Source organism: Arthrobacter ginsengisoli, from assembly GCF_031456935.1.
Taxonomy (GTDB): domain Bacteria; phylum Actinomycetota; class Actinomycetes; order Actinomycetales; family Micrococcaceae; genus Arthrobacter; species Arthrobacter ginsengisoli.
This window is the reverse complement of the sequence record NZ_JAVDVQ010000022.1, coordinates 1-22616: the sequence shown is the minus strand read 5'-3', so window position 1 is coordinate 22616 and position 22616 is coordinate 1. Positions and strand designations below refer to the sequence as shown.

Below are 22616 nucleotides of genomic sequence, written 5' to 3'. Positions count from 1 at the left end.
TGAGGAAGCAGGAGACCAAGTGTCTGAGCAGGAGCTCGAGGTAACTGAGACTGAGCTGGATAAGAGCCAGGACGCCGCGGTGGAAGCCGGGGAAGAGTCCGAGGCTGCGTCTGCTGCGCCCGAATCCGACGTCGCCGACGAGGCTGCTGACACGGCGGAAGCCGGGGACGCCGCCGCTGGCGAGTCCGCCGAGGCGGACACCGACGAGAACGCCGACGCTGGCGAAGAAGCAACCGACGGCGAGTCCGGCGACGCGCTGGCGGCTGCCGCTGCCGCCGCCGAGGTTGATCCGGCCGATGAGTTCAAGGCCAAGCTGCGCCGCCAGGAGGGTGACTGGTATGTCATCCACTCCTACGCCGGCTACGAAAACCGCGTCAAGGCCAACCTTGAAACCCGCATCCAGACCCTGGACATGGAAGATTACATCTTCGAAATCCAGGTTCCGATGGAGGAAGTCGTTGAGATCAAGAACGCTCAGCGCAAGGTCATCAACCGCGTCCGCATCCCCGGCTACGTCCTGGTCCGCATGGACCTGACGGATGCCTCCTGGGGCGCCGTCCGCCACACCCCCGGCGTCACCGGCTTCGTGGGCAACGCCCACAACCCGGTCCCGCTGCGCCTCGATGAGGTCTTCTCCATGCTCGCCCCGGTCTTCGAGGAAGAGCAGGCCGAGAAGGGCAAGCCGGTCAAGCACGCGGCCGCGCAGGTCGACGTCGACTTCGAGGTCGGCGAATCGGTCATCGTCAAGGAAGGCCCGTTCGAGACCCTTCCGGCCACGATCTCCGAGATCAAGATCGATTCCCAGACCCTGGTGGTGCTGGTCTCCATCTTCGAGCGCGAGACCCCGGTCACCCTGGCCTTCAACCAGGTCAGCAAGATCTAGTTACCCCACAGAATTCGCCCCGGACTGCCCGCTTTAGCAGCCAGGGGCGGCCGGCCGCCTCGCCATGGCGGCCACCAACCTGAGGCACGCTCCTGTGTCCCAGGACATTATTGAGAGAAGGACCCTACATTGGCTCCCAAGAAGAAGGTCACCGGCCTCATCAAGCTGCAGATCCAGGCAGGTGCCGCTAACCCGGCCCCGCCGATCGGTCCTGCGCTTGGCCAGCACGGTGTCAACATCATGGAATTCTGCAAGGCGTACAACGCTGCGACGGAAGCCCAGCGCGGCAACGTTATTCCTGTTGAAATCACGGTCTACGAGGACCGGTCTTTCACGTTCATCACCAAGACCCCGCCGGCTGCAGAGCTCATCAAGAAGGCTGCCGGTGTTGCCAAGGGTTCGTCTACCCCGCACACCGTCAAGGTTGCCAAGCTGACCCAGGCCCAGGTCAACGAGATCGCCACCACCAAGATGGAAGACCTCAACGCCACGAGCCTGGAAGGCGCCGCGAAGATCATCGCCGGCACCGCCCGTTCCATGGGTATCACCGTCGAAGGCTAATAGCCTTCCCCGCCGGGAAACCGGCACCACTTAATCATTGAAATGTTGGAATTCCGGTACGGATGAACCGTCCGGAACCTGACTGTGGCAGGGCCCAGCGCGGTCCGCAGACCACAACTGCACAAGGAGAATAAGCAGCATGGCAAAGCGCAGCAAAGCATATGAGGCAGCCGCAGCCAAGATCGACGCGGAGAAGTTCTACGCGCCGTTCGAGGCAGTGACGCTGGCCAAGGACACCAACCCGTCCAAGTTCGACGCCACCGTTGAGGTTGCTTTCCGCCTGGGTGTAGACCCGCGTAAGGCTGACCAGATGGTCCGCGGCACCGTTATCCTGCCGCACGGCACCGGTAAGACCGCCCGCGTCCTCGTTTTCGCAACGGGCGACAAGGCCGACGCAGCAATCGCAGCCGGCGCCGACTTCGTTGGTTCCGATGACCTGATCGAAAAGATCTCCGCCGGCTGGACCGACTTCGACGCCGCCGTCGCCACCCCTGACCTCATGGGCAAGGTTGGCCGCCTCGGTAAGGTTCTGGGTCCGCGTAACCTGATGCCGAACCCGAAGACCGGCACCGTGACCGCTGACGTCGCCAAGGCCGTCAACGACATCAAGGGCGGCAAGATCGACTTCCGCGTCGACAAGCACTCGAACCTGCACTTCATCATCGGCAAGGTGTCCTTCGATGCCCTGAAGCTGGCCGAGAACTACGCAGCCGCTCTGGAAGAGGTCCTCCGCCTCAAGCCGTCCGCTTCCAAGGGCCGCTACATCCAGAAGGCCACCGTCGCCACGACGTTCGGCCCGGGCATCTCGGTTGACCCCAACGTCACCAAGGTCCTGACCGAGGTCTAATCCTCACCGGCTCCGAGAAAAGACCGTCCCGCTTCTGCGGGGCGGTCTTTTCCGCATTCCGGGGGCCGGTTAGGCTGGCCCGGTGACTGCCGCGACGTACCGGATAGAACGCCTCGTGGTTCCCGACGCCCTCGATTCCCCGGCCGCCGCCGATTTCCTGGAATTCGGGGAATTGTGCGACGCCATGAGCCTGGCCGCGTGGGGGAACCTTGACCGGGCGACGCCGGCCGACGCCCGGCTTCAGTTCTGGTGCGACAACCGGTACCGGCAGATCCGCCTCTTCTTCGTCCGCCAGGGTGGCCGGATGGTGGCGCGCTCGTGGGTGCGCTGCGAACTCCAGGAGAACCTTGGCAGCGCCCTCCTCCACGTCGAGGTGCTTGGGGAGTTCACCGGCCGGGGCATCGGCTCCGCGCTGCTGCGGCACGCCGAGGAACTTGCCGCTGCCGAGGGCCGCACCATTCTGCAGAGCTTCACCGAACACCCGGCCGATTTCGACGCCGGCTCACCGGACACGGTCAGGCCGGCCACCGGAGCCGGGGCGCTTCCCGCTGGAGCGCCGGGTGTCCGGTTTGCCCGGCACGCCGGCTACCGCCTGGAACAGGTCGAGCGGTTCAGCGCCCTGGACCTGCCGGCACATGCCGCCGGCTGGGACGCCCTGGAACGGGAGGCCCGGGCGAAGGCGGGGCAGGTATATGAACTGCTGTCCTGGACGGGCAGCTGCCCGGACGAGTACGCGGAACAATTCGCGCTCCTGATGTCCCGGATGAGCACGGATGTACCGACCGGGGAGTTGAGCGTCGACGCCGAGCGGTGGGACGTGGCGCGGGTCCGGCACGTGGAGGACACCTGGCAGCGGGCCGGCCTCGTGTCGCTTGTGGCGGTGGCGAGGCACCGGCACAGCGGGGACCTGGCCGCCTATTCCGTACTGCAGCTCACCCCGGCGAAACCGTGGCTGGCCGACCAGGACGACACCCTCGTCGCTGCGGACCACCGCGGGCACCGTCTGGGCATGCTGGTCAAGATCATCAACCTCCGCCGGTTGCTGGCGGAGTACCCGGCGGTGGAACGCGTCATCACCTACAACGCGGCGGAAAACGAGCACATGCTCGCCATCAATATCGCCCTCGGCTTCCAGCCCGCCGGCTGGGACGGTGAATGGCAGCGCGTGGTCACCGGGGCGCCCATGGAACGGTGACCGAAACCGGCATATGCTGGCGATGAAGAGTCCGGCGGCTGCCGGGTTTCCGGTACCCGTTAGATGGCAGAACAGCTGGGGATGATGCCCGTAATGGCAAACGACGTACGGATTGAACAGCTGTGGATCCCTGATTCGCTGGACGGGCAGGACGCCGCCGACTTCATCGCCGCCGTCGAGGTGGGCCGGAAGGTCAGGATGCAGACCTGGGGGAGCGACGATCTCGCCTATGCGCCAGGGGAGAAGCTGCTGGAAATGGCGGACCCGTACGAGCGCCAGGTCATCCTGGTAGCCAAGGTCGGCGGCGAGATCGTCGGGACCGTTGACATTGCCCTGCCGCTGTCGGACAACCTGGACCTGGCCGAATTCGCCCTCGACATCCTGCCGGAGTTCCAGGGCCAGGGCGTGGGCCGGCAACTGCTCGAAGCCGCGGAGCACTTCGCCCGCGACGAGGGCCGCCACACCATCCTGATCGACACGAACCATCCGAGCGCGTCCCTGGGTGACAGCGAGGCAGGCCAACTGGTACCCGGGACGGGTCTCGGCTTCGTCCCGTTGAACAGCCGGGATGTGGAGTTCGCCCGGCACAGCGGCTACACGCTGCAGCACATCGAGCAATTCAGTGCCTGCAGGCTGCCGCTGGACAGTGTGCTTGTCGAGGCGCTGGAAACCGAGGCCGAGGAAGCCAACGCCGGCCGTTACCGCCTGCACCACTGGACGGACCGGTGCCCGGAGCAGTGGCTCGAAGCCGTCGCGGTGCTGGAGAACAGCGCCGGCGAGGACGGTGTGCCCGGCGTAGACGACACGGGCATGGTCTTCGACGGCCGCATCCTCCGGGAGGCCGAGGACGCCGCGATCGCGCAGGGGCGCCGGACCGTGGTCACCGCCGTCGAGCACATTGCCAGCGGCGAGCTCGTGGGGCTGACCACCATCAGCGTCCTCGCGCTGCGCCCCGACGTCGTGTTCCAGGACGACACCATGGTGCTCCGGGACCACCGCGGCAACAAGCTGGGCCTGCTGATCAAAGTCTCGAACATGGAGCGGCTCTCGGAGCAGTTCCCGGACGCCCGCGTCCTGTACACCTGGAACGCCCCGGAAAACCGGTACCTGCTCACCGTCAACCAGCAGCTTGGATTCACCACGGCCGGCGTGACGGGCATCTGGCAGAAGGAACTCCCGGACTTCGGCCCCAGCGTCAGCTAAGCAGCCCGCCGGGCGTCCGATTTGGAGCATCCGCCCCGCCTCGCGTAAGCTGGGGGGACCAAAGACCGTCGGTTGTTGGAAATCCACTCTCCCAAGCAAGGCTCACTTCTGCAGCCGCGCCGGGAGAGCCAGTGGATCTCCAGACGAAGGACCCTGAACATAGGGCGGCCGGCGCAGGTGAACGAAGCAAAGCTCCGCAGTCATGGACCGCGTCGAGACAAGCCCCGTGCATCTGCGCGGGGCGTTTTTAGTTTGCAGCTCTTTTGAGCGGGGACCGGGAAACACCGGCACTATCCCCGGAAGGAGGGTTATGGCAACGCCTAGCAAGGTTTCAGCAGTAGCTGAGATCACTAACGATTTCAAGGAATCGAACGCCGCTGTCCTGACCGAATACCGCGGGCTCACCGTTGCACAGCTCAAGCAGCTGCGTGTCTCTCTCGGCCAGGACACCAAGTTCTCGGTCGTCAAGAACACCCTGACCGCCATTGCAGCCAAGGAAGCTGGGGTCGAAGCATTCGACGGTCAGCTCGCCGGCCCCACTGCAATCGCGTTCATCAAGGGTGACGCAGTTGCCGCTGCCAAGAGCCTGACGGATTTTGCCAAGACCAACAAGCAGCTGGTTATCAAGACCGGTTACTTCGAGGGCAAGGCACTGAACGCCAGCGAAGTTGCTGCCCTGGCAGCACTCGAGTCCCGCGAGCTGCAGCTCGCCAAGGTTGCAGGCATCCTCAAGGCTCCTGCTGCCGCTGCTGTACGCATCATCGACGCGCTGCGCCTCAAGCTTGAAGAAGAGAACGGTGCCCCGGCTGAAGCCGAAGCACCCGCCGCTGAAGAAGCTCCGGCTGAAGCCGCCGCTGAGGCTCCGGCCGACGCCGCAGCCCCCGAAGAGAACTAACTCTCTAAACCAGACTCCGGTGCGAAGGCACGGCTCCGGCCGCCGGGCACCACTATAGGAAGGACGCCACACCATGGCGAAGCTCACCAACGAAGAGCTCATTGAAGCTTTCAAGGAACTGACCATCATCGAGCTCTCTGAGTTCGTTAAGCTCTTCGAAGAGACCTTCGAAGTTACGGCCGCTGCTGTTGCAGTTGCTGGCCCCGCTGCCGGCGGCGCCGCAGAAGAAGAAGAGCAGACCGCATTCGACGTCATCCTGGAGCACCCGGGCGACAAGAAGATTGCAGTCATCAAGGAAGTTCGCGCGATCACTTCCCTGGGCCTCAAGGAAGCCAAGGACGTTGTTGACAGCGCTCCGAAGGCCATCCTCGAAGGCGTCACCAAGGAAGCTGCCGAGAAGGCTGTTGCACAGCTCGAAGAAGCCGGCGCTCGCGTTACCCTCAAGTAACTCGCCGCTTCTGAACTGGACGGGAACCCCGCGTTCCCGTTCCGCTCCGGGAAACCCCGTCCACTCCGGTGGGCGGGGTTTCCTGCTTTAACCCGGGGGAGTTAAGCCGCGGATCAGGCCGGTTCGGAGATATCCGCGACGACGGCGCCGAGGGCGTCGGTCAGGGCGTCGGCGTCGACGAAGGCGCTGTAGCCGTGTTCCCCGGCACCCATCGAAATCCGGCGGCCGGTGATGCTGCGGTCCGCGTACACCGGCCAGGCCACGGTGCTCCCGAGCGGGGTGATGGTGCCGCGCTCGTAGCCCGTGGCAGCCAGGGCGGCGTCCGCCGCCGGGAGCGAGAGCTTGTTGACCCCGAGCAGCGCCCGGAGCTTGGGCCAGGAAATCTGCCGGTCGCCGGGAATCAGCGCGAACAGGAAGCTGCCGTCCTTGTGTTTGACCACCAGGGACTTCACGATGTCCGCGGGCCGGATCCCGAGGATCTGTGCCGCCTCCGCCAGGCTGCCGGCGTTCTGGCGCTCAACGAGTTGGACACTGAGCCCCCGGGCGGCGGCGTCGGCCAGGAACCGCTCCCGGCCGGCACCGTCACCGGCCGCGCCCTTGCCGGGCGCTCCCCGCTCAGCCCCCGATGGGTCCGTCATGGCTCAGTCGCGGTACAGCAGGAGCGCTTCGCCCTGCCCGCCGCCGCCGCACAGGGACACGGCCGCCTTGCCGGCGCCGCGCCGCTTCAGCTCGTGCGCCGCGTGCAGCGCAAGCCGGGCGCCGGAGGCACCGATGGGGTGGCCCAGGGCGATCGCGCCGCCGTGGATGTTGCACTTCTCCAGCGGGTAGTCGAGGTCCTTGAGGGACTGCACGGCCACGGAACCGAAGGCCTCGTTGATCTCGATGAAGTCCAGGTCCGCGGCGGACCAGCCGGCCTTGTGCAGGGCGCTCTGGATCGCACGGGAGGGCTGGGAGTGCAGCGAGTTGTCCGGACCGGCCACCTGCCCGGGCCTGCCGACGACGGCGAGGTACTCGAAGCCGTTGTCCTGGGCAAACTTCCGTGAGGAGAGCACCAGGGCGGCGGCGCCGTCGGACAGCGGGGAGGAGTTGCCGGCGGTGATGGTGCCGTCCGTGACGAACGCCGCCCGCAGTCCGGCCAGCGAGCCGACGGTGGTGTCCGGCCGGATGCCTTCATCCGCGGTCAGGACAATCGGCTCGCCCTTGCGCTGCTTGACGCTGATCGGTGCGATTTCGCCGTCGAACACGCCGTCCTTGGCGGCACGGGCGGCGCGCTGGTGGGACGCGGCCGCCACCTCGTCCTGGGAGGTGCGGTCAATCCCCAGCGTGAGGTTCCGGGTCTCGGTCGACAGCCCCATGGAGTGCCCGTCGAACGCGTCGGTGAGACCGTCGTGGGCCGCGACGTCGAGCGCCTGGACGGAACCGTAGGTCCAGCCCTGCCGGGAGCCGGGAAGGATGTGCGGCGCGCGGGTCATCGACTCCTGGCCGCCGGCGACGACGACGGTGGCGTCGCCGGCGCGGATCATCCGGGCGGCGTCGATCACCGCGGTCAGCCCGGACAGGCAGACCTTGTTGATGGTCACGGTGGGCACGTTCCAGCCGATGCCCGCGCCGATGGCGCTCTGCCGGGCGGGGTTCTGGCCGGCCCCGGCCTGCAGCACCTGGCCCATGATCACCGAGTCCACCTGCTCGGCCTTCACCCCGCTGGCGGCCAGTGCCGCCCGGATGGCATGGGCGCCGAGCTCCACGGCGGTGAAGCCGGCGAGCTGCCCGTTCAGGCGCCCCTGGGGTGTGCGGGCGGCGGCGAGGATGACAACGTCATTGTCGTCTGTGGAGTTGCTCATGGTTATCTCTTCCAATCTTGAACGATATACAGCTAGGTTATCGTGACGCCCGTCACGGGGCCATTTGGGCGGCTGCCCGGGCCGGGCGGCCGGTGCTTGCAATCCCGGGCGAAGTGGGGTAGACAAGTAGGTTGCTTTGCCGTATCGTAGATATTTGCGTCTTCCCTGTTTACCTTCAGCCTTCATATAGCGGTGGGCTTAGCCTGGCAGCTGCGCCATCAATGTGCCGTCTACAACGTGCACCAGCATGGGCAGCGCGGGTCCCGGGTCATATAGCGGAACCGGACTGGTAGCACTGCGGAGTCACTCTGCAGGGTACATAACGGGGGAGATCTGAAAACGCCTGAAGGTCTGTGGAAGGATCCCTCTTGGTCGCCTCGAGCACCTCTAATGTAAACAACGCTGCAACCGCTATCAATGCCGACAGCACCGATGGTGCAACCCGCCGGCTCTCATTCGCAAAGATTCACGAACCACTTGACGTTCCGAATCTGCTTGCCCTGCAAACCGACAGCTTCGACTGGCTGGTCGGAAACGAACGCTGGCAGGCGCGCGTAGCCAAGGCCACCGAGGAAGGCGACCTCAGCGTCGCCACCTCCTCGGGACTGTCCGACATCTTTGAAGAGATCTCCCCGATCGAGGATTTCCAGGGCACCATGTCCCTGAGCTTCTCCGAGCCGGAGTTCGCTGATCCGAAGTACACCATGGCCGAGTGCAAGGACCGGGACGCAACGTACTCGGCTCCGCTGTACGTCAAGGCCGAATTCATGAACAACAACACGGGCGAAATCAAGCAGCAGACCGTGTTCATGGGTGACTTCCCGCTGATGACCGAGAAGGGCACCTTCGTCGTCAACGGCACCGAGCGTGTTGTTGTCTCGCAGCTGGTCCGCTCCCCGGGCGCCTACTTTGAGCGCACCGCCGACAAGACCAGCGACAAGGACATCTTCACCGCGAAGATCATCCCGTCCCGCGGCGCCTGGTTCGAACTTGAAATCGACAAGCGCGACCAGGTCGGCGTTCGCCTCGACCGCAAGCGCAAGCAGTCCGTCACGGTGCTGCTGAAGGCCCTCGGCTGGACTGAAGGCCAGATCCTCGAGGAGTTCGGCCAGTACGACTCCATGCGCGCAACGCTGGAGAAGGACGCCACCGAAACCCGCGAAGACGCTTTGCTGGACATCTACCGGAAGCTGCGACCGGGCGAGCCGCCCACGGTCGAGGCTGCCCAGTCACTGCTGGACAACCTGTACTTCAACTCCAAGCGCTACGATCTGGCCAAGGTCGGCCGTTACAAGATCAACCGCAAGCTCGGCATCGACCGCTCCCTTGGCGACAAGGAAGCGTCTGTCCTGCACGTTGAAGACATTGTCGCCATGATCAAGTTCCTGGTTGCCCTGCACGCCGGTGAGAAGACCCTCACGGGCAAGCGCGACGGCCAGGACCACGAGCTGCGTGTAGAGATCGATGACATCGACCACTTCGGCAACCGCCGCATCCGCGCCGTCGGCGAACTGATCGAGAACCAGGTCCGCACCGGCCTGTCCCGGATGGAACGCGTCGTCCGGGAGCGGATGACAACCCAGGACGTCGAGGCCATCACGCCGCAGACTCTGATCAACATCCGCCCCGTCGTGGCAGCCATCAAGGAGTTCTTCGGAACGTCCCAGCTGTCACAGTTCATGGACCAGAACAACCCGCTGTCGGGTCTGACCCACAAGCGCCGCCTGTCGGCCCTTGGCCCGGGTGGTCTGTCCCGTGACCGTGCAGGCATGGAAGTCCGAGACGTTCACCCGTCGCACTACGGACGTATGTGCCCCATCGAAACTCCTGAAGGCCCGAACATTGGCCTGATCGGTTCGCTGGCCTCGTATGGACGCATCAACCCGTTCGGCTTCATCGAGACCCCGTACCGGCTCGTGTCCGAGGGTGTCGTCTCCGACGAGGTCGAGTACCTCACGGCCGACGACGAGGCGGAGGTCCTGATTGCCCAGGCCAACGCCCCGCTGGATGAGAACAAGAAGTTCGCCGAAGAGACCGTCCTCGTCCGCGCCCGTGGTGGTGGAGGCGAGCCCGTGCTGGTTCCCGCCGCCGACGTCGAGTTCATGGACGTTTCCCCGCGCCAGATGGTGTCCGTGGCAACCGCCCTGATCCCGTTCCTCGAGCATGACGATGCCAACCGTGCACTTATGGGTGCCAACATGCAGCGCCAGGCCGTGCCGCTGGTCCGTTCCGAGGCGCCGTTCGTCGGCACCGGGATGGAGCGCGCCGCTGCCGTCGACGCCGGTGACGTCACCATCGCCAAGAAGGCAGGTGTGGTTACCGAGGTCTCCGCTGAGCTGGTCATCATGCTCAACGACGACGGTACGGAAACCAACTACCGGATCAACAAGTTCGCCCGCTCCAACCAGGGCAACTGCTACAACAACCGCGTTCTGGTCAGCGAAGGCCAGCGCCTGGAAGTCGGCGGCATCATCGCTGACGGCCCGGCAACGGACCAGGGCGAACTGGCCCTCGGAAAGAACCTGCTCGTGGCATTCATGTCATGGGAAGGCCACAACTTCGAGGATGCTATCATCCTGTCCCAGCGGATCGTGGCGGAGGACGTGCTGTCCTCCATCCACATCGAGGAGCACGAGATCGATGCCCGCGACACCAAGCTTGGTGCCGAGGAAATCACCCGTGACATCCCGAACGTGTCCGAGGAAGTCCTGGCCGGCCTGGACGAGCGTGGCATCATCCACATCGGTGCCGAGGTCGAAGCCGGCGACATCCTGGTCGGAAAGGTCACGCCCAAGGGCGAGACCGAGCTGACCCCGGAAGAGCGTCTGCTGCGCGCCATCTTCGGTGAGAAGTCCCGCGAAGTGCGCGACACCTCGCTGAAGGTTCCGCACGGCGAGTCCGGCACCGTGATCGGTGTCCGCGTCTTCGACCGCGACAACGACGACGAGCTGCCCCCGGGCGTCAACCAGCTGGTCCGCGTCTACGTCGCTGCCAAGCGCAAGATCACCGACGGCGACAAGCTCGCCGGCCGTCACGGCAACAAGGGTGTCATCTCCAAGATCCTCCCGATCGAGGACATGCCCTTCCTTGCCGACGGCACCCCCGTTGATATCGTCCTGAACCCGCTGGGTGTTCCGGGCCGTATGAACGTCGGCCAGGTGCTCGAAACGCACCTCGGCTGGGTTGCCAAGACCGGCTGGAAGATCGAGGGCGAGCCCGAGTGGGTCAAGCAGCTGCCGAACCTGCCGCGCGAGAGTGGCTCGACCACTGTGGCAACGCCGGTCTTCGACGGTGCGCGTGAAGAGGAAATCACGGGCCTGCTGGACTCCACCAACGTCACCCGCGACGGTGTCCGCCTGATCAACTCCTCCGGCAAGACCCGCCTGTTCGACGGCCGCTCCGGCGAGCCGTTCCCGGATCCGATCTCGGTCGGCTACATGTACATCCTGAAACTCCACCACCTGGTGGACGACAAGATCCACGCGCGCTCCACCGGCCCGTACTCCATGATCACGCAGCAGCCGCTGGGTGGTAAGGCACAGTTCGGTGGCCAGCGCTTTGGTGAAATGGAAGTGTGGGCGCTCGAAGCTTACGGCGCCGCCTACACGCTCCAGGAGCTCCTCACGATCAAGTCGGATGACATCCACGGTCGTGTGAAGGTCTACGAAGCCATCGTCAAGGGCGAGAACATCCCGGAGCCGGGCGTTCCTGAGTCCTTCAAGGTCTTGATCAAGGAAATGCAGTCGCTGTGCCTGAACGTGGAAGTTCTTTCCACGGACGGAACCACAATTGAAATGCGTGACTCTGATGACGCAGTCTTCACGGCTGCGGAAGAACTGGGCATCGATCTGTCTCGTGCAGAGCCCAGTTCCGTAGAAGAGGTCTAGCAGGGGGTTTACGACGGCGGGTTCGCCCCCGCCGTCGTAAGCCACCTCCCTCTTCCCGTAACCCAAGACTTCAGAATTTAGAGAACAAGAGAGAACAGGGACCATATGTCCAGCGAATCCTCCTTCGGCCTCATGCAGATCGGCCTCGCCACCGCGGAAGACATCCGTGGCTGGTCTTACGGCGAGGTTAAGAAGCCGGAAACCATCAACTACCGCACGCTCAAGCCTGAGAAGGACGGCCTCTTCTGCGAGAAGATCTTCGGACCGTCCCGCGACTGGGAGTGCTACTGCGGTAAGTACAAGCGCGTCCGCTTCAAGGGCATCATCTGCGAGCGGTGTGGCGTTGAGGTCACCCGTGCCAAGGTCCGCCGTGAGCGCATGGGCCACATCGAGCTGGCCGCCCCGGTCACGCACATCTGGTACTTCAAGGGTGTCCCGTCCCGCCTGGGCTACCTCCTTGACCTGGCACCGAAGGACCTCGAAAAGGTCATCTACTTCGCCGCCTACATGATCACGAGCGTCGACGTCGACAGCCGCCACGAAGAACTGCCCAACCTCCAGGTTGAGCACGACATCGAGAAGAAGCAGCTGATCGACAACCGCGACTCGGACATCGCCACGATCGCCCGCGACCTCGAGAACGAGCTTGCCCGTCTCGAAGGCGAAGGCGCCAAGGCTGCCGACAAGAAGAAGGCCCGCGACTCCGCTGACCGCCAGATGGCCAACGTCCGCAAGCGCGCGGATGCTGAGATCGAGCGCCTCGAGCAGGTCTGGGACCGCTTCAAGAACCTCAAGGTCGCTGACCTTGAAGGCGACGAAGGCCTGTACCGCGAACTCCGCGACCGCTACGGCATGTACTTCGAAGGCTCCATGGGTGCCGAAGCGATCAAGAAGCGTCTTGAGAACTTCGACATGCAGGCTGAGTCGGACATGCTCCGCGACATCATCGCCAACGGCAAGGGCCAGCGCAAGACCCGCGCCCTGAAGCGGCTCAAGGTGGTCAACGCGTTCCTGACGACCAACAACAGCCCGCTCGGCATGGTGCTGGACGCCGTCCCGGTGATTCCGCCGGAACTGCGCCCGATGGTCCAGTTGGACGGTGGCCGCTTCGCGACCTCCGACCTCAACGACCTGTACCGCCGCGTGATCAACCGCAACAACCGCCTCAAGCGCCTGCTTGATCTCGGTGCTCCGGAGATCATCGTCAACAACGAGAAGCGCATGCTTCAGGAAGCTGTTGACAGCCTCTTCGACAACGGCCGCCGCGGCCGCCCGGTCACCGGACCGGGCAACCGTCCGCTGAAGTCCCTGAGCGACATGCTCAAGGGCAAGCAGGGTCGTTTCCGCCAGAACCTCCTGGGTAAGCGTGTTGACTACTCCGGCCGTTCCGTGATCGTCGTCGGTCCGCAGCTGAAGCTGCACCAGTGTGGCCTGCCGAAGCAGATGGCGCTGGAGCTCTTCAAGCCGTTCGTGATGAAGCGCCTGGTTGACCTCAACCACGCCCAGAACATCAAGTCGGCCAAGCGGATGGTCGAGCGCTACCGCCCGCAGGTCTGGGATGTCCTCGAAGAGATCATCACCGAGCACCCCGTGCTGCTGAACCGTGCACCCACCCTGCACCGCCTCGGCATCCAGGCGTTCGAACCGCAGCTCGTGGAAGGCAAGGCAATCCAGCTCCACCCGCTGGTTTGTGGCGCCTTCAACGCTGACTTCGACGGCGACCAGATGGCAGTGCACCTGCCGCTGAGCCCCGAAGCCCAGGCTGAAGCCCGGATCCTGATGCTGTCCTCGAACAACATCCTGAAGCCGTCCGACGGCCGCCCGGTGACGCTGCCTTCGCAGGATATGATCATCGGCCTCTACCACCTGACCACGAAGCGTGTCGGTTCAGCTGGCGAAGGCCGGATCTTCTCCTCCGTCGCGGAAGCCATCATGGCGTTCGACCTGCACGAGCTGCACCTGAACTCCCAGGTCAAGATCCGGCTCGAGGGCTTTGTCCCTTACGCCGGCTGGGAAGCTCCGGAAGGCTACGAGCCGGGTCAGACCGTGCTCGTCCAGACCTCCCTGGGCCAGGTCCTCTTCAACGAGACGCTTCCCGCGGACTACCCCTGGGTTGAGAACGTTGCCGACAAGGGCGAACTGTCCACGATCGTCAACGACCTCGCCGAGCGCTACCCGAAGGTCGTCACGGCGGCAACGCTGGACAACCTGAAGGATGCCGGTTTCTACTGGGCCACCCGGTCCGGCGTCACCGTCGCCATCTCCGACATCGAGGTGCCCAAGGACAAGCCGCGGATCCTCGCCGGCTACGAGACCATGGCCGCCAAGATCCAGGGCCAGTACGACAAGGGCCTGATCGACGACGACGAGCGTCGCCAGGAACTGATCGAGATCTGGAACAAGGCCACGAACGAGATCGCCCAGGCGATGCGTGACAGCCTGTCGCCGATGAACACCATCAACCGCATGGTGTCCTCCGGTGCCCGTGGTAACTGGATGCAGGTCCGCCAGATCGCGGGTATCCGTGGCCTGGTGGCCAACCCTAAGGGTGAGATCATCCCGCGTCCGATCAAGTCCTCGTACCGCGAGGGCCTGTCGGTGCTGGAATACTTCATCGCCACACACGGTGCCCGTAAGGGTCTGGCTGACACCGCGCTGCGTACCGCCAACTCGGGTTACCTGACCCGCCGCCTGGTGGACGTCTCGCAGGATGTCATCGTCCGCGAAGAGGATTGCGGCACGGAGCGCGGTCTTATGACCGCCATCGCCGTCGCTGACTCCAACGGCGAGCTGGTCCTGGACGAGAACGTCGAGAACAGCGCGTACGCCCGTACCCTGGCCGTGGATGTCGTTGACTCCAAGGGCAAGGTCCTGGCAGCAGGAGGCACCGACTGCGGCGACGTCGTCATTGCCGAACTGTTCGCCGCCGGCATCACCGAGGTCAAGGTCCGCTCCGTACTCACCTGTGAGTCCAGCGTCGGCACCTGCGCCCTGTGCTACGGCCGTTCGCTGGCCACGGGCAAGACCGTCGACATCGGTGAGGCAGTCGGCATTATCGCCGCACAGTCCATCGGTGAGCCGGGCACCCAGCTGACCATGCGTACGTTCCACACCGGTGGTGCTGTCTCCTCCAGCGGTGGCGACGACATCACCCAGGGTCTGCCCCGTATCCAGGAGCTCTTCGAAGCCCGTACTCCGAAGGGTGTCGCACCGATTGCCGAAGCAGCCGGCCGCATCACCATCGAAGAGTCCGAGCGCCAGATGCGCCTGGTCATCACCCCCGATGACGGATCCGAAGAGATCGCTTACCCGGTCCTGCGCCGTTCACGTCTTCTCATCGAAGACGGCGATCACGTCAGTGTCGGCCAGAAGCTCATCAACGGTCCGGTCGACCCCAAGCAGGTTCTGCGCATCATGGGCCCCCGTGCCGCGCAGAAGTTCCTGGTTGACGAGGTCCAGGGCGTGTACCGCAGCCAGGGCATCGGTATCCACGACAAGCACGTCGAGGTTATCGTCCGCCAGATGCTGCGCCGCGTCACGGTCATCGAGTCCGGCGAATCGGACCTGCTGCCCGGCGAGCTCGCCGAGCGCAGCCGCTTCGAAGATGCCAACCGCCGTGTTGTGTCCGAGGGCAAGACGCCGGCATCCGGCCGTCCCGAGCTCATGGGCATCACCAAGGCGTCCCTGGCGACCGAGTCCTGGCTGTCCGCAGCTTCCTTCCAGGAGACCACCCGCGTCCTGACGCAGGCGGCCATGGAAGGCAAGAGCGATCCGCTGCTCGGCCTCAAGGAAAACGTCATCATCGGTAAGCTCATCCCGGCCGGCACGGGTCTCCCGCGCTACACCGAGGTCACCGTGGAGCCCACTGAAGAAGCAAAGGCCAACCTGTTCACCGGCCCCAGCGCGTTCAGTGACTTCTCCTACGATTCCCTGGGCGGTGACGGGGCTCCCGAGTTCCACGCCATCCCGCTGGATGACTACGACCTGGGCAGCGACTTCCGCTAACGGCAGTTCAAAGCCTGCACCATGGGATGGTCCCGCACCGCAAGGTGGGGGACCATCCCCTTTTAACCCGTCGATTGCTCCCCACCGGCCCCCTCACCTCGCAAGCTCGGCCAGGGAACTCTGCCGGCGTGGGCCCACGGCCCTTTTGAGGCTCCAAAAGGGCGGTTACGGAGCAATCGACGTCGGGAAACGGGCGACGTCGGATGGGCCTGGTTGCGGGCCGATTAAGGGCTGGGACCCGTCCGTGTTAGACTTGAGACTAATTGTTATTGTGGCAGTGGATGAGTGCGCCGGTGGAAGCTGAAAGGCTGAACCAGGACGACGTTTCCGGTTTGCAGGGTTCTTGTGCAACGTATGCCACATTTTCGCATGCCTAGGGGCGGTCCGGATGGAAGTCCGCGGATCCCGGCGTGCGGTCCGACTATTAAGGCTTCGCCTCAGCTGCTCTGGAGAGAACTTCAAAGCTCGAGCGGCGGGGCGCAGCGACAAGAGAGCGGCTGCCAACGGCCGCTCCGGATAAAACGGAGAACACGAGAGTGCCTACGATTAACCAGCTGGTCCGCAAGGGCCGCACGCCTAAGGTCAAGAAGACCAAGGCTCCCGCGCTTAACGGCAGCCCCATGCGCCGCGGTGTCTGCACCCGCGTCTACACAACGACCCCGAAGAAGCCGAACTCGGCTCTGCGTAAGGTTGCACGTGTGCGCCTCAACGGTGGCGTTGAAGTCACCGCTTACATCCCCGGTGTGGGCCACAACCTGCAGGAGCACTCCATTGTGCTCGTCCGTGGCGGCCGCGTGAAGGACCTTCCGGGTGTCCGTTACAAGATCGTCCGTGGCGCCCTCGATACCCAGGGTGTCAAGAACCGTAAGCAGGCTCGTAGCCGCTACGGCGCAAAGATGGAGAAGAAGTAATATGCCTCGCAAGGGTCCGGCCCCCAAGCGGCCGCTAGTCCTAGATCCCGTTTACGGCTCCCCGCTGGTCACCCAGCTGATCAACAAGGTGCTCGTTGACGGCAAGAAGTCCACCGCAGAGCGCATCGTTTACGGTGCCCTCGAAGGTGCTCGTGCCAAGTCCGGCGGCGACCCGGTTGCAGCCCTCAAGAAGGCCATGGAGAACGTCAAGCCTTCCCTCGAGGTCCGCTCCCGCCGCGTCGGTGGCGCCACCTACCAGGTTCCGGTTGAGGTCAAGCCGGGTCGCTCGACCGCCCTCGCCCTGCGCTGGCTGGTTGGCTACTCGAAGGCCCGCCGCGAGAAGACCATGACCGAGCGTCTCCAGAACGAGATTCTGGATGCCTCCAACGGTCTCGGTGCCGCTGTGAAGCGTCGCGAAGACACCCACAAGATGGCCGAGTCCAACAAGGCCTTCGCACACTACCGCTGGTAATACTTCCCGGACGCCGTCGGCTCAACCGAGCCGGCGGCGAACGTGCAGTCCATCCGAAAGGGAGACCCCGTGGCACAGGACGTGCTTACCGACCTTAGCAAGGTCCGCAATATCGGCATCATGGCCCACATCGATGCTGGCAAGACCACTACTACCGAGCGCATCCTGTTCTACACGGGTGTGAACCACAAGATCGGCGAAACGCACGACGGCGCTTCGACGACTGACTGGATGGAACAGGAAAAGGAACGCGGCATCACCATCACGTCTGCCGCCGTGACCTGCTTCTGGGAAAACAACCAGATCAACATCATCGACACCCCCGGCCACGTGGACTTCACGGTTGAGGTTGAGCGCTCCCTGCGCGTCCTCGACGGTGCAGTTGCCGTGTTCGATGGCAAGGAAGGCGTGGAGCCGCAGTCTGAGACTGTCTGGCGCCAGGCCGACAAGTACAACGTCCCGCGTATCTGCTTCGTCAACAAGATGGACAAGCTCGGCGCTGACTTCTACTTCACCGTCGACACCATCATCAGCCGCCTCGGTGCCAAGCCGCTCGTTATGCAGCTGCCGATCGGCGCCGAGAACGACTTCATCGGCGTCGTCGACCTGCTCTACATGCGCGCACTGGTCTGGCCCGGCGACTCCAAGGGTGACGTCACCATGGGTGCCAAGTACGAGGTCCAGGAGATCCCGGCTGACCTCAAGGAAAAGGCTGAAGAGTACCGCGCAGCGCTCATTGAGACCGTTGCGGAGTCCTCCGAAGAGCTCATGGAGAAGTACCTCGAAGGTGAAGAAATCACCGAAGACGAGCTCAAGGCCGGCATCCGCAAGATGACGATCAACTCCGAGCTCTACCCGGTGTTCTGTGGCTCCGCATTCAAGAACCGCGGCGTTCAGCCGATGCTTGATGCTGTTGTCGACTACCTGCCGAACCCGCTCGACGTCCCGCCGATGATCGGTCACGATCCCCGCGACGAAGAGAAGGAACTGACGCGCAAGCCTTCCTCCGAGGAGCCGTTCTCGGCTCTGGCGTTCAAGATTGCGACGCACCCGTTCTTCGGTCAGCTCACCTTCATCCGCGTGTACTCCGGTCACGTGGAAGCAGGCTCCCAGGTGGTCAACTCCACCAAGGGCAAGAAGGAGCGCATCGGCAAGCTGTTCCAGATGCACGCCAACAAGGAAATGCCCGTTGACGGCGCTACCGCCGGCCACATCTACGCAGCGATCGGCCTGAAGGACACCACCACGGGCGACACCCTGTGCGACTCCAGCAACCAGATCGTGCTCGAATCCATGAGCTTCCCGGAGCCCGTGATTTCCGTTGCGATCGAGCCGAACACCAAGGGCGACCAGGAGAAGCTGTCCACAGCCATCCAGAAGCTCTCCGCTGAGGACCCGACCTTCCAGGTCTCCCTCAACGAGGACACCGGTCAGACCATCATCGCCGGCATGGGCGAGCTCCACCTGGACATCCTGGTGGACCGCATGCGCCGCGAATTCAAGGTCGAGGCCAACGTGGGCAAGCCCCAGGTTGCCTACCGCGAAACCATCAAGCGCGCTGTAGAGCGTCACGACTACACGCACAAGAAGCAGACCGGTGGTTCCGGCCAGTTCGCAAAGATCCAGATTGCGATCGCGCCCTTGGACACGTCCGAAGGCGAAATGTACGAGTTCGAGAACAAGGTCACCGGTGGCCGTATTCCGCGCGAATACATCCCGTCGGTTGACGCCGGTATCCAGGACGCACTGAACGACGGCGTCCTGGCCGGTTACCCGGTTGTCGGCATCAAGGCCACGCTGATTGACGGCGCGTACCACGATGTTGACTCCTCGGAAATGGCGTTCAAGATCGCCGGCCGTATGGCTTTCAAGGAAGCCGCACGCAAGGCGAACCCTGTCCTGCTCGAACCCCTGATGGATGTCGAGGTCCGCACCCCTGAGGAATACATGGGTGAAGTTATCGGTGACCTCAACTCCCGCCGTGGCCAGATGCAGTCCATGGAAGATGCCCAGGGCGTCAAGGTCATCCGCGCGCACGTCCCGCTGTCCGGCATGTTCGGCTACATCGGTGACCTGCGCTCGAAGACCCAGGGCCGCGCTGTGTACTCCATGACGTTCAACAGCTACGCCGAGGTCCCGAAGGCAGTTGCCGACGAGATCATCCAGAAGACCCGCGGCGAGTAGTCTCCAAGGCTCTCAAAGCAGCAATCTCGGGTGCGTTTCCGGTTCCGGAAATTCGCCTGGTGCAGATGGCCGGTTCCGGCCCGGCCGGCGGCCATCTGCACCGACAGGCTCGTGGGACTAGTATTAGTTCCTGAATCTGCAATTTCATCAATCCAAAGCCCCCCAAGTAGACTTGCTAAAGTTTCGCCGCGACAAGCGCGGTCGAAGGGTAAGTCATTTGAAAACGTTCTAGGAGGAACCTGTGGCAAAGGCAAAGTTCGAGCGGACTAAGCCGCACGTTAACATCGGCACCATTGGTCACGTTGACCACGGTAAGACGACGTTGACGGCCGCGATTTCCAAGGTGCTGTACGACAAGTACCCGACACTCAACGAGCAGCGCGACTTCGCGTCTATTGACTCTGCTCCCGAAGAGCGTCAGCGCGGCATTACCATCAACATCTCCCACGTTGAGTACCAGACCGAGAAGCGCCACTACGCACACGTAGACGCTCCGGGTCACGCTGACTACATCAAGAACATGATCACCGGTGCCGCACAGATGGACGGTGCAATCCTCGTGGTTGCCGCCACTGACGGCCCGATGGCTCAGACCCGCGAGCACGTCCTGCTGGCCCGCCAGGTTGGCGTTCCCTACCTGCTGGTTGCACTGAACAAGTCGGACATGGTCGATGACGAAGAGCTCCTCGACCTCGTCGAAATGGAAGTTCGCGAGCTGCTTTCGGCTCAGGGCTTCGATGGCGACAACGCTCCGGTTGTGCGCGTTTCCGGCCTGAAGGCTCTCGAAGGCGACCCGGTTTGGGTCAAGTCCGTCGAGGACCTCATGGAAGCTGTCGACGAGTCCGTTCCGGACCCCGTACGTGACCGTGACAAGCCGTTCCTGATGCCGATCGAAGACGTCTTCACGATCACCGGCCGTGGCACCGTTGTTACGGGCCGCGCCGAGCGTGGAACCCTCGCCATCAACTCCGAGGTCGAGATCGTCGGCATCCGCCCGATCCAGAAGACCACGGTTACCGGTATCGAGATGTTCCACAAGCAGCTCGACGAAGCATGGGCCGGCGAGAACTGTGGCCTCCTGCTCCGCGGTCTGAAGCGCGACGACGTCGAGCGTGGCCAGGTTGTCGTCAAGCCGGGTTCCATCACCCCGCACACCGACTTCGAGGCTAACGTCTACATCCTCTCCAAGGACGAAGGCGGGCGTCACAACCCGTTCTACTCCAACTACCGCCCGCAGTTCTACTTCCGCACCACGGACGTAACCGGCGTCATCACCCTGCCGGAAGGCACGGAAATGGTTATGCCCGGCGACAACACTGAGATGACCGTTGCGCTCATCCAGCCCATCGCCATGGAAGAGGGCCTCGGCTTCGCTATCCGCGAAGGCGGCCGCACCGTTGGTTCGGGACGCGTTACCAAGATCCTCAAGTAATACTTGCCGATCTGTGTTAGATCTCTGATCGGGTTGGCCGTCTGACGGCCCCGTGAAACAAAGAACAGCCCCGCTGCAATCGCAGCGGGGCTGTTCTTTTTTGCGGCGGGGCTTGTTCCTTGCGGACCGCGGCGTGCCCGCCCGGGCGGCAGGTCCAAGGCCCCTTACCGGGCCGGGGCGCGGGTCCCACGATGGTGTGATGAACGAACTGGTGTCAACGGTCAACGGTGAGCTGCGCGGCAGCATGTCCGGCGGTGTGTACGCCTTCCTCGGGGTGCCGTACGCCGCGCCGCCGTTCGGCGCTAACCGGCTGCGCCCGCCGCAGCCGGTTTCGCCGTGGCCCGGTGTGCGGAACGCCACGGCTCTCGGGCCCGAGCCCCCGCAGGTGGCGCCGCCGACCACCGGTCCGGTGGAGGGGGCCGCCGAGGACTGGGAGGAAGTCGGGGCCGCCTTCGCCGCGGTGAAGCGGGCCGCGCCGTCCGAGGACTGCCTCACCCTGAACGTCTGGACCCCGGATCCGGCCGCGGCCGGGCTGTCCGTGATGGTCTGGATCCAGGGCGGCATGTTCGAGCTCAGCTCGACGGCGGCCTACGACGGGAGCCACTTCGCCCGGGACGGCGTCGTCTGCGTCGTCATCAACTGGCGGCCCGGCGCCGAGGGATTCCTGTATCTCGACGACGGGATCGCCAACCTCGGACTGCTTGACCAGGTCGCGGCGCTGCAGTGGGTGCGGGAGAACATCGACGCCTTCGGCGGGGACCCCGGCAACGTCACGGTCTTCGGGGAATCCGCCGGCGCAATGAGCATCGGCATGCTGCTCGCGATGCCGTGCGCCGAGGGACTCTTCCGGCGGGCGATCCTGCAAAGCGGCGCGGCGCACCAGGTCACGCCGGCCGCGGACGCGCTGCGCATCGCCGGATACCTGGCCGATAAACTCGGCGTGCCCGCGACGCGTGAGGCGATTGCGGGCGCCGGAGTCGAGCGGCTGCTGGCGGCGCAGGCCGAGTTGAAGGCCGAGCTGATCGCCGACCCGGACCCGGACCGCTGGGGCCAGGCGGTAGTGGCCAGCGTGATGCCGTGGCAGCCCGTGATCGACGGCGACATCCTGCCGGGCGCGCCGATCGAACAGATCGCGGCCGGAGCCGGAGCTCAGGTGGACGTGATCGTCGGCACGAACGCCGACGACTGGCGGCTGTGGCTGGCGGTCAGCGGCGCGATCGCCGGGATCACCGACGAGATCCTGACCGGGCCGGTCCGCGCCTACGGCCACCAATGCCTGGCGGCCTACGGACTCCCGGCCGGCACCGCACTGGCCGCGTACCGGGAGAGATACCCGACGGCGCCCCCGGGTGAGCTGCTCGCGGCGGCCCAGACCGACTGGTGGATGCGGATCCCGGCGATCCGCCTCGCCGAGGCGCACGCCGGGGCCGCCCCTGCGGCGTGGACCTACATGTACGAGTTCCATTGGGCTTCACCCGGCCTCGGCGCGGTCCACGCCCTGGAGATTCCTTTTGTCTTCGACATCGCGTCGCCGGACGTGCCGCTGTTCGGGCCGATGCTCGGCAACGAGCCGCCGCAGGAGCTCGCGCGCACCATGCACGCCGCGTGGGTGGCTTTTGCGCGCACCGGCGACCCGGGCTGGCCGCGGTATGAAACCGGGCGCCGGGCCACGATGCGCTTCGACACGGCTTCCCGGATCGTGGAGGACCCGCGGTCCTGGGAGCGGTCCCTCTGGGCAGGCCTCCGCTGACCTCCCACTAGATGATTAAGTCCTATTGGTTTTAGTGGTCGTAGGCGATGAGTGAGCGCTTGCGGGGTGCGTTGATGCGCCAGTTGTGCCAGATGCCGGCGG

At 64.4% G+C, this 22616-nt stretch carries 16 protein-coding genes; 14 read left to right on the top strand and 2 right to left on the bottom strand.

Annotated elements, in window-relative coordinates:
• Positions 1–19: 19 nt before the first annotated feature.
• The 7 genes from nusG (at position 20) to rplL (ending at position 6032) form a co-directional block, all read left to right on the top strand.
• Complete coding sequence (gene nusG, locus J2X01_RS18130; RefSeq protein WP_310060668.1) at positions 20–883, top strand: transcription termination/antitermination protein NusG; 864 nt, start codon at positions 20–22, stop codon at positions 881–883.
• A gap of 129 nt (positions 884–1012) precedes the next feature.
• Entirely contained in the window at positions 1013–1444 is a 432-nt protein-coding gene (rplK, locus tag J2X01_RS18125; RefSeq protein WP_255768063.1) for a 50S ribosomal protein L11, read from the top strand.
• A 139-nt stretch (positions 1445–1583) separates the two neighbouring features.
• Positions 1584–2291, top strand: coding sequence for a 50S ribosomal protein L1 (rplA, locus tag J2X01_RS18120; RefSeq protein WP_310060664.1), 708 nt, complete (start codon positions 1584–1586; stop codon positions 2289–2291).
• An 82-nt stretch (positions 2292–2373) separates the two neighbouring features.
• The gene (locus J2X01_RS18115; RefSeq protein ID WP_310060660.1) at positions 2374–3486 is read left to right on the top strand and encodes a GNAT family N-acetyltransferase; all 1113 of its coding nucleotides are present in this window, start codon (positions 2374–2376) and stop codon (positions 3484–3486) included.
• Positions 3487–3579: 93 nt separating this feature from the next.
• Positions 3580–4689 carry a GNAT family N-acetyltransferase gene (locus J2X01_RS18110; RefSeq protein WP_310060658.1) on the top strand — a complete coding sequence of 370 codons (1110 nt, stop codon included), beginning with the start codon at positions 3580–3582 and terminating at the stop codon, positions 4687–4689.
• Between the two features lie 310 nt (positions 4690–4999).
• Positions 5000–5584, top strand: a complete 585-nt coding sequence (gene rplJ, locus J2X01_RS18105; RefSeq protein WP_310060656.1) for a 50S ribosomal protein L10 — start codon at positions 5000–5002, stop codon at positions 5582–5584.
• Between the two features lie 73 nt (positions 5585–5657).
• Positions 5658–6032 (top strand): 50S ribosomal protein L7/L12, encoded by a 375-nt coding sequence (gene rplL / locus J2X01_RS18100; protein ID WP_024365995.1) that lies wholly within the window; start codon positions 5658–5660, stop codon positions 6030–6032.
• 113 nt (positions 6033–6145) lie between these two features.
• Here the strand turns inward: rplL and J2X01_RS18095 are convergent, their stop codons facing one another.
• Positions 6146–6670, bottom strand: coding sequence for an aminoacyl-tRNA deacylase (locus tag J2X01_RS18095; RefSeq protein ID WP_310060652.1), 525 nt, complete (start codon positions 6668–6670; stop codon positions 6146–6148).
• A 3-nt stretch (positions 6671–6673) separates the two neighbouring features.
• A complete protein-coding gene (locus J2X01_RS18090; protein WP_310060650.1) occupies positions 6674–7873 on the bottom strand; it encodes an acetyl-CoA C-acetyltransferase in 1200 nt (399 codons plus the stop codon).
• Between the two features lie 368 nt (positions 7874–8241).
• On the opposite strand from J2X01_RS18090, the gene rpoB reads away from it, so the two are divergent.
• From rpoB to J2X01_RS18055, 7 genes are all read left to right on the top strand, one after another.
• The gene (gene rpoB, locus J2X01_RS18085) at positions 8242–11760 is read left to right on the top strand and encodes a DNA-directed RNA polymerase subunit beta (RefSeq protein WP_310060648.1); all 3519 of its coding nucleotides are present in this window, start codon (positions 8242–8244) and stop codon (positions 11758–11760) included.
• Positions 11761–11865: 105 nt separating this feature from the next.
• A complete protein-coding gene (locus J2X01_RS18080; RefSeq protein WP_310060645.1) occupies positions 11866–15765 on the top strand; it encodes a DNA-directed RNA polymerase subunit beta' in 3900 nt (1299 codons plus the stop codon).
• A 536-nt stretch (positions 15766–16301) separates the two neighbouring features.
• The gene (rpsL, locus tag J2X01_RS18075; RefSeq protein ID WP_011692814.1) at positions 16302–16676 is read left to right on the top strand and encodes a 30S ribosomal protein S12; all 375 of its coding nucleotides are present in this window, start codon (positions 16302–16304) and stop codon (positions 16674–16676) included.
• A 1-nt stretch (position 16677) separates the two neighbouring features.
• The gene (rpsG, locus tag J2X01_RS18070; RefSeq protein ID WP_011692813.1) at positions 16678–17148 is read left to right on the top strand and encodes a 30S ribosomal protein S7; all 471 of its coding nucleotides are present in this window, start codon (positions 16678–16680) and stop codon (positions 17146–17148) included.
• 69 nt (positions 17149–17217) lie between these two features.
• Complete coding sequence (fusA, locus tag J2X01_RS18065; protein ID WP_310060641.1) at positions 17218–19332, top strand: elongation factor G; 2115 nt, start codon at positions 17218–17220, stop codon at positions 19330–19332.
• 241 nt (positions 19333–19573) lie between these two features.
• Positions 19574–20764: an elongation factor Tu gene (tuf, locus tag J2X01_RS18060; protein ID WP_310060638.1), complete on the top strand. Its 1191-nt coding sequence runs from the start codon at positions 19574–19576 to the stop codon at positions 20762–20764.
• A 199-nt stretch (positions 20765–20963) separates the two neighbouring features.
• Positions 20964–22514, top strand: coding sequence for a carboxylesterase/lipase family protein (locus J2X01_RS18055; protein ID WP_310060635.1), 1551 nt, complete (start codon positions 20964–20966; stop codon positions 22512–22514).
• The last annotated feature ends 102 nt before the right edge of the window (positions 22515–22616 follow it).

Bases quoted from the DNA above. Each gene is read 5' to 3' on its own strand.
- rplA (WP_310060664.1), top strand. From the start codon at position 1,584: ATGGCAAAGCGCAGCAAAGCATATGAGGCAGCCGCAGCCAAGATCGAC.
- J2X01_RS18110 (WP_310060658.1), top strand. From the start codon at position 3,580: ATGGCAAACGACGTACGGATTGAACAGCTGTGGATCCCTGATTCGCTG.
- rplJ (WP_310060656.1), top strand. From the start codon at position 5,000: ATGGCAACGCCTAGCAAGGTTTCAGCAGTAGCTGAGATCACTAACGAT.
- rplL (WP_024365995.1), top strand. From the start codon at position 5,658: ATGGCGAAGCTCACCAACGAAGAGCTCATTGAAGCTTTCAAGGAACTG.
- J2X01_RS18095 (WP_310060652.1), bottom strand. From the start codon at position 6,670: ATGACGGACCCATCGGGGGCTGAGCGGGGAGCGCCCGGCAAGGGCGCG.
- J2X01_RS18090 (WP_310060650.1), bottom strand. From the start codon at position 7,873: ATGAGCAACTCCACAGACGACAATGACGTTGTCATCCTCGCCGCCGCC.
- J2X01_RS18080 (WP_310060645.1), top strand. From the start codon at position 11,866: ATGTCCAGCGAATCCTCCTTCGGCCTCATGCAGATCGGCCTCGCCACC.
- rpsG (WP_011692813.1), top strand. From the start codon at position 16,678: ATGCCTCGCAAGGGTCCGGCCCCCAAGCGGCCGCTAGTCCTAGATCCC.
- J2X01_RS18055 (WP_310060635.1), top strand. From the start codon at position 20,964: ATGAACGAACTGGTGTCAACGGTCAACGGTGAGCTGCGCGGCAGCATG.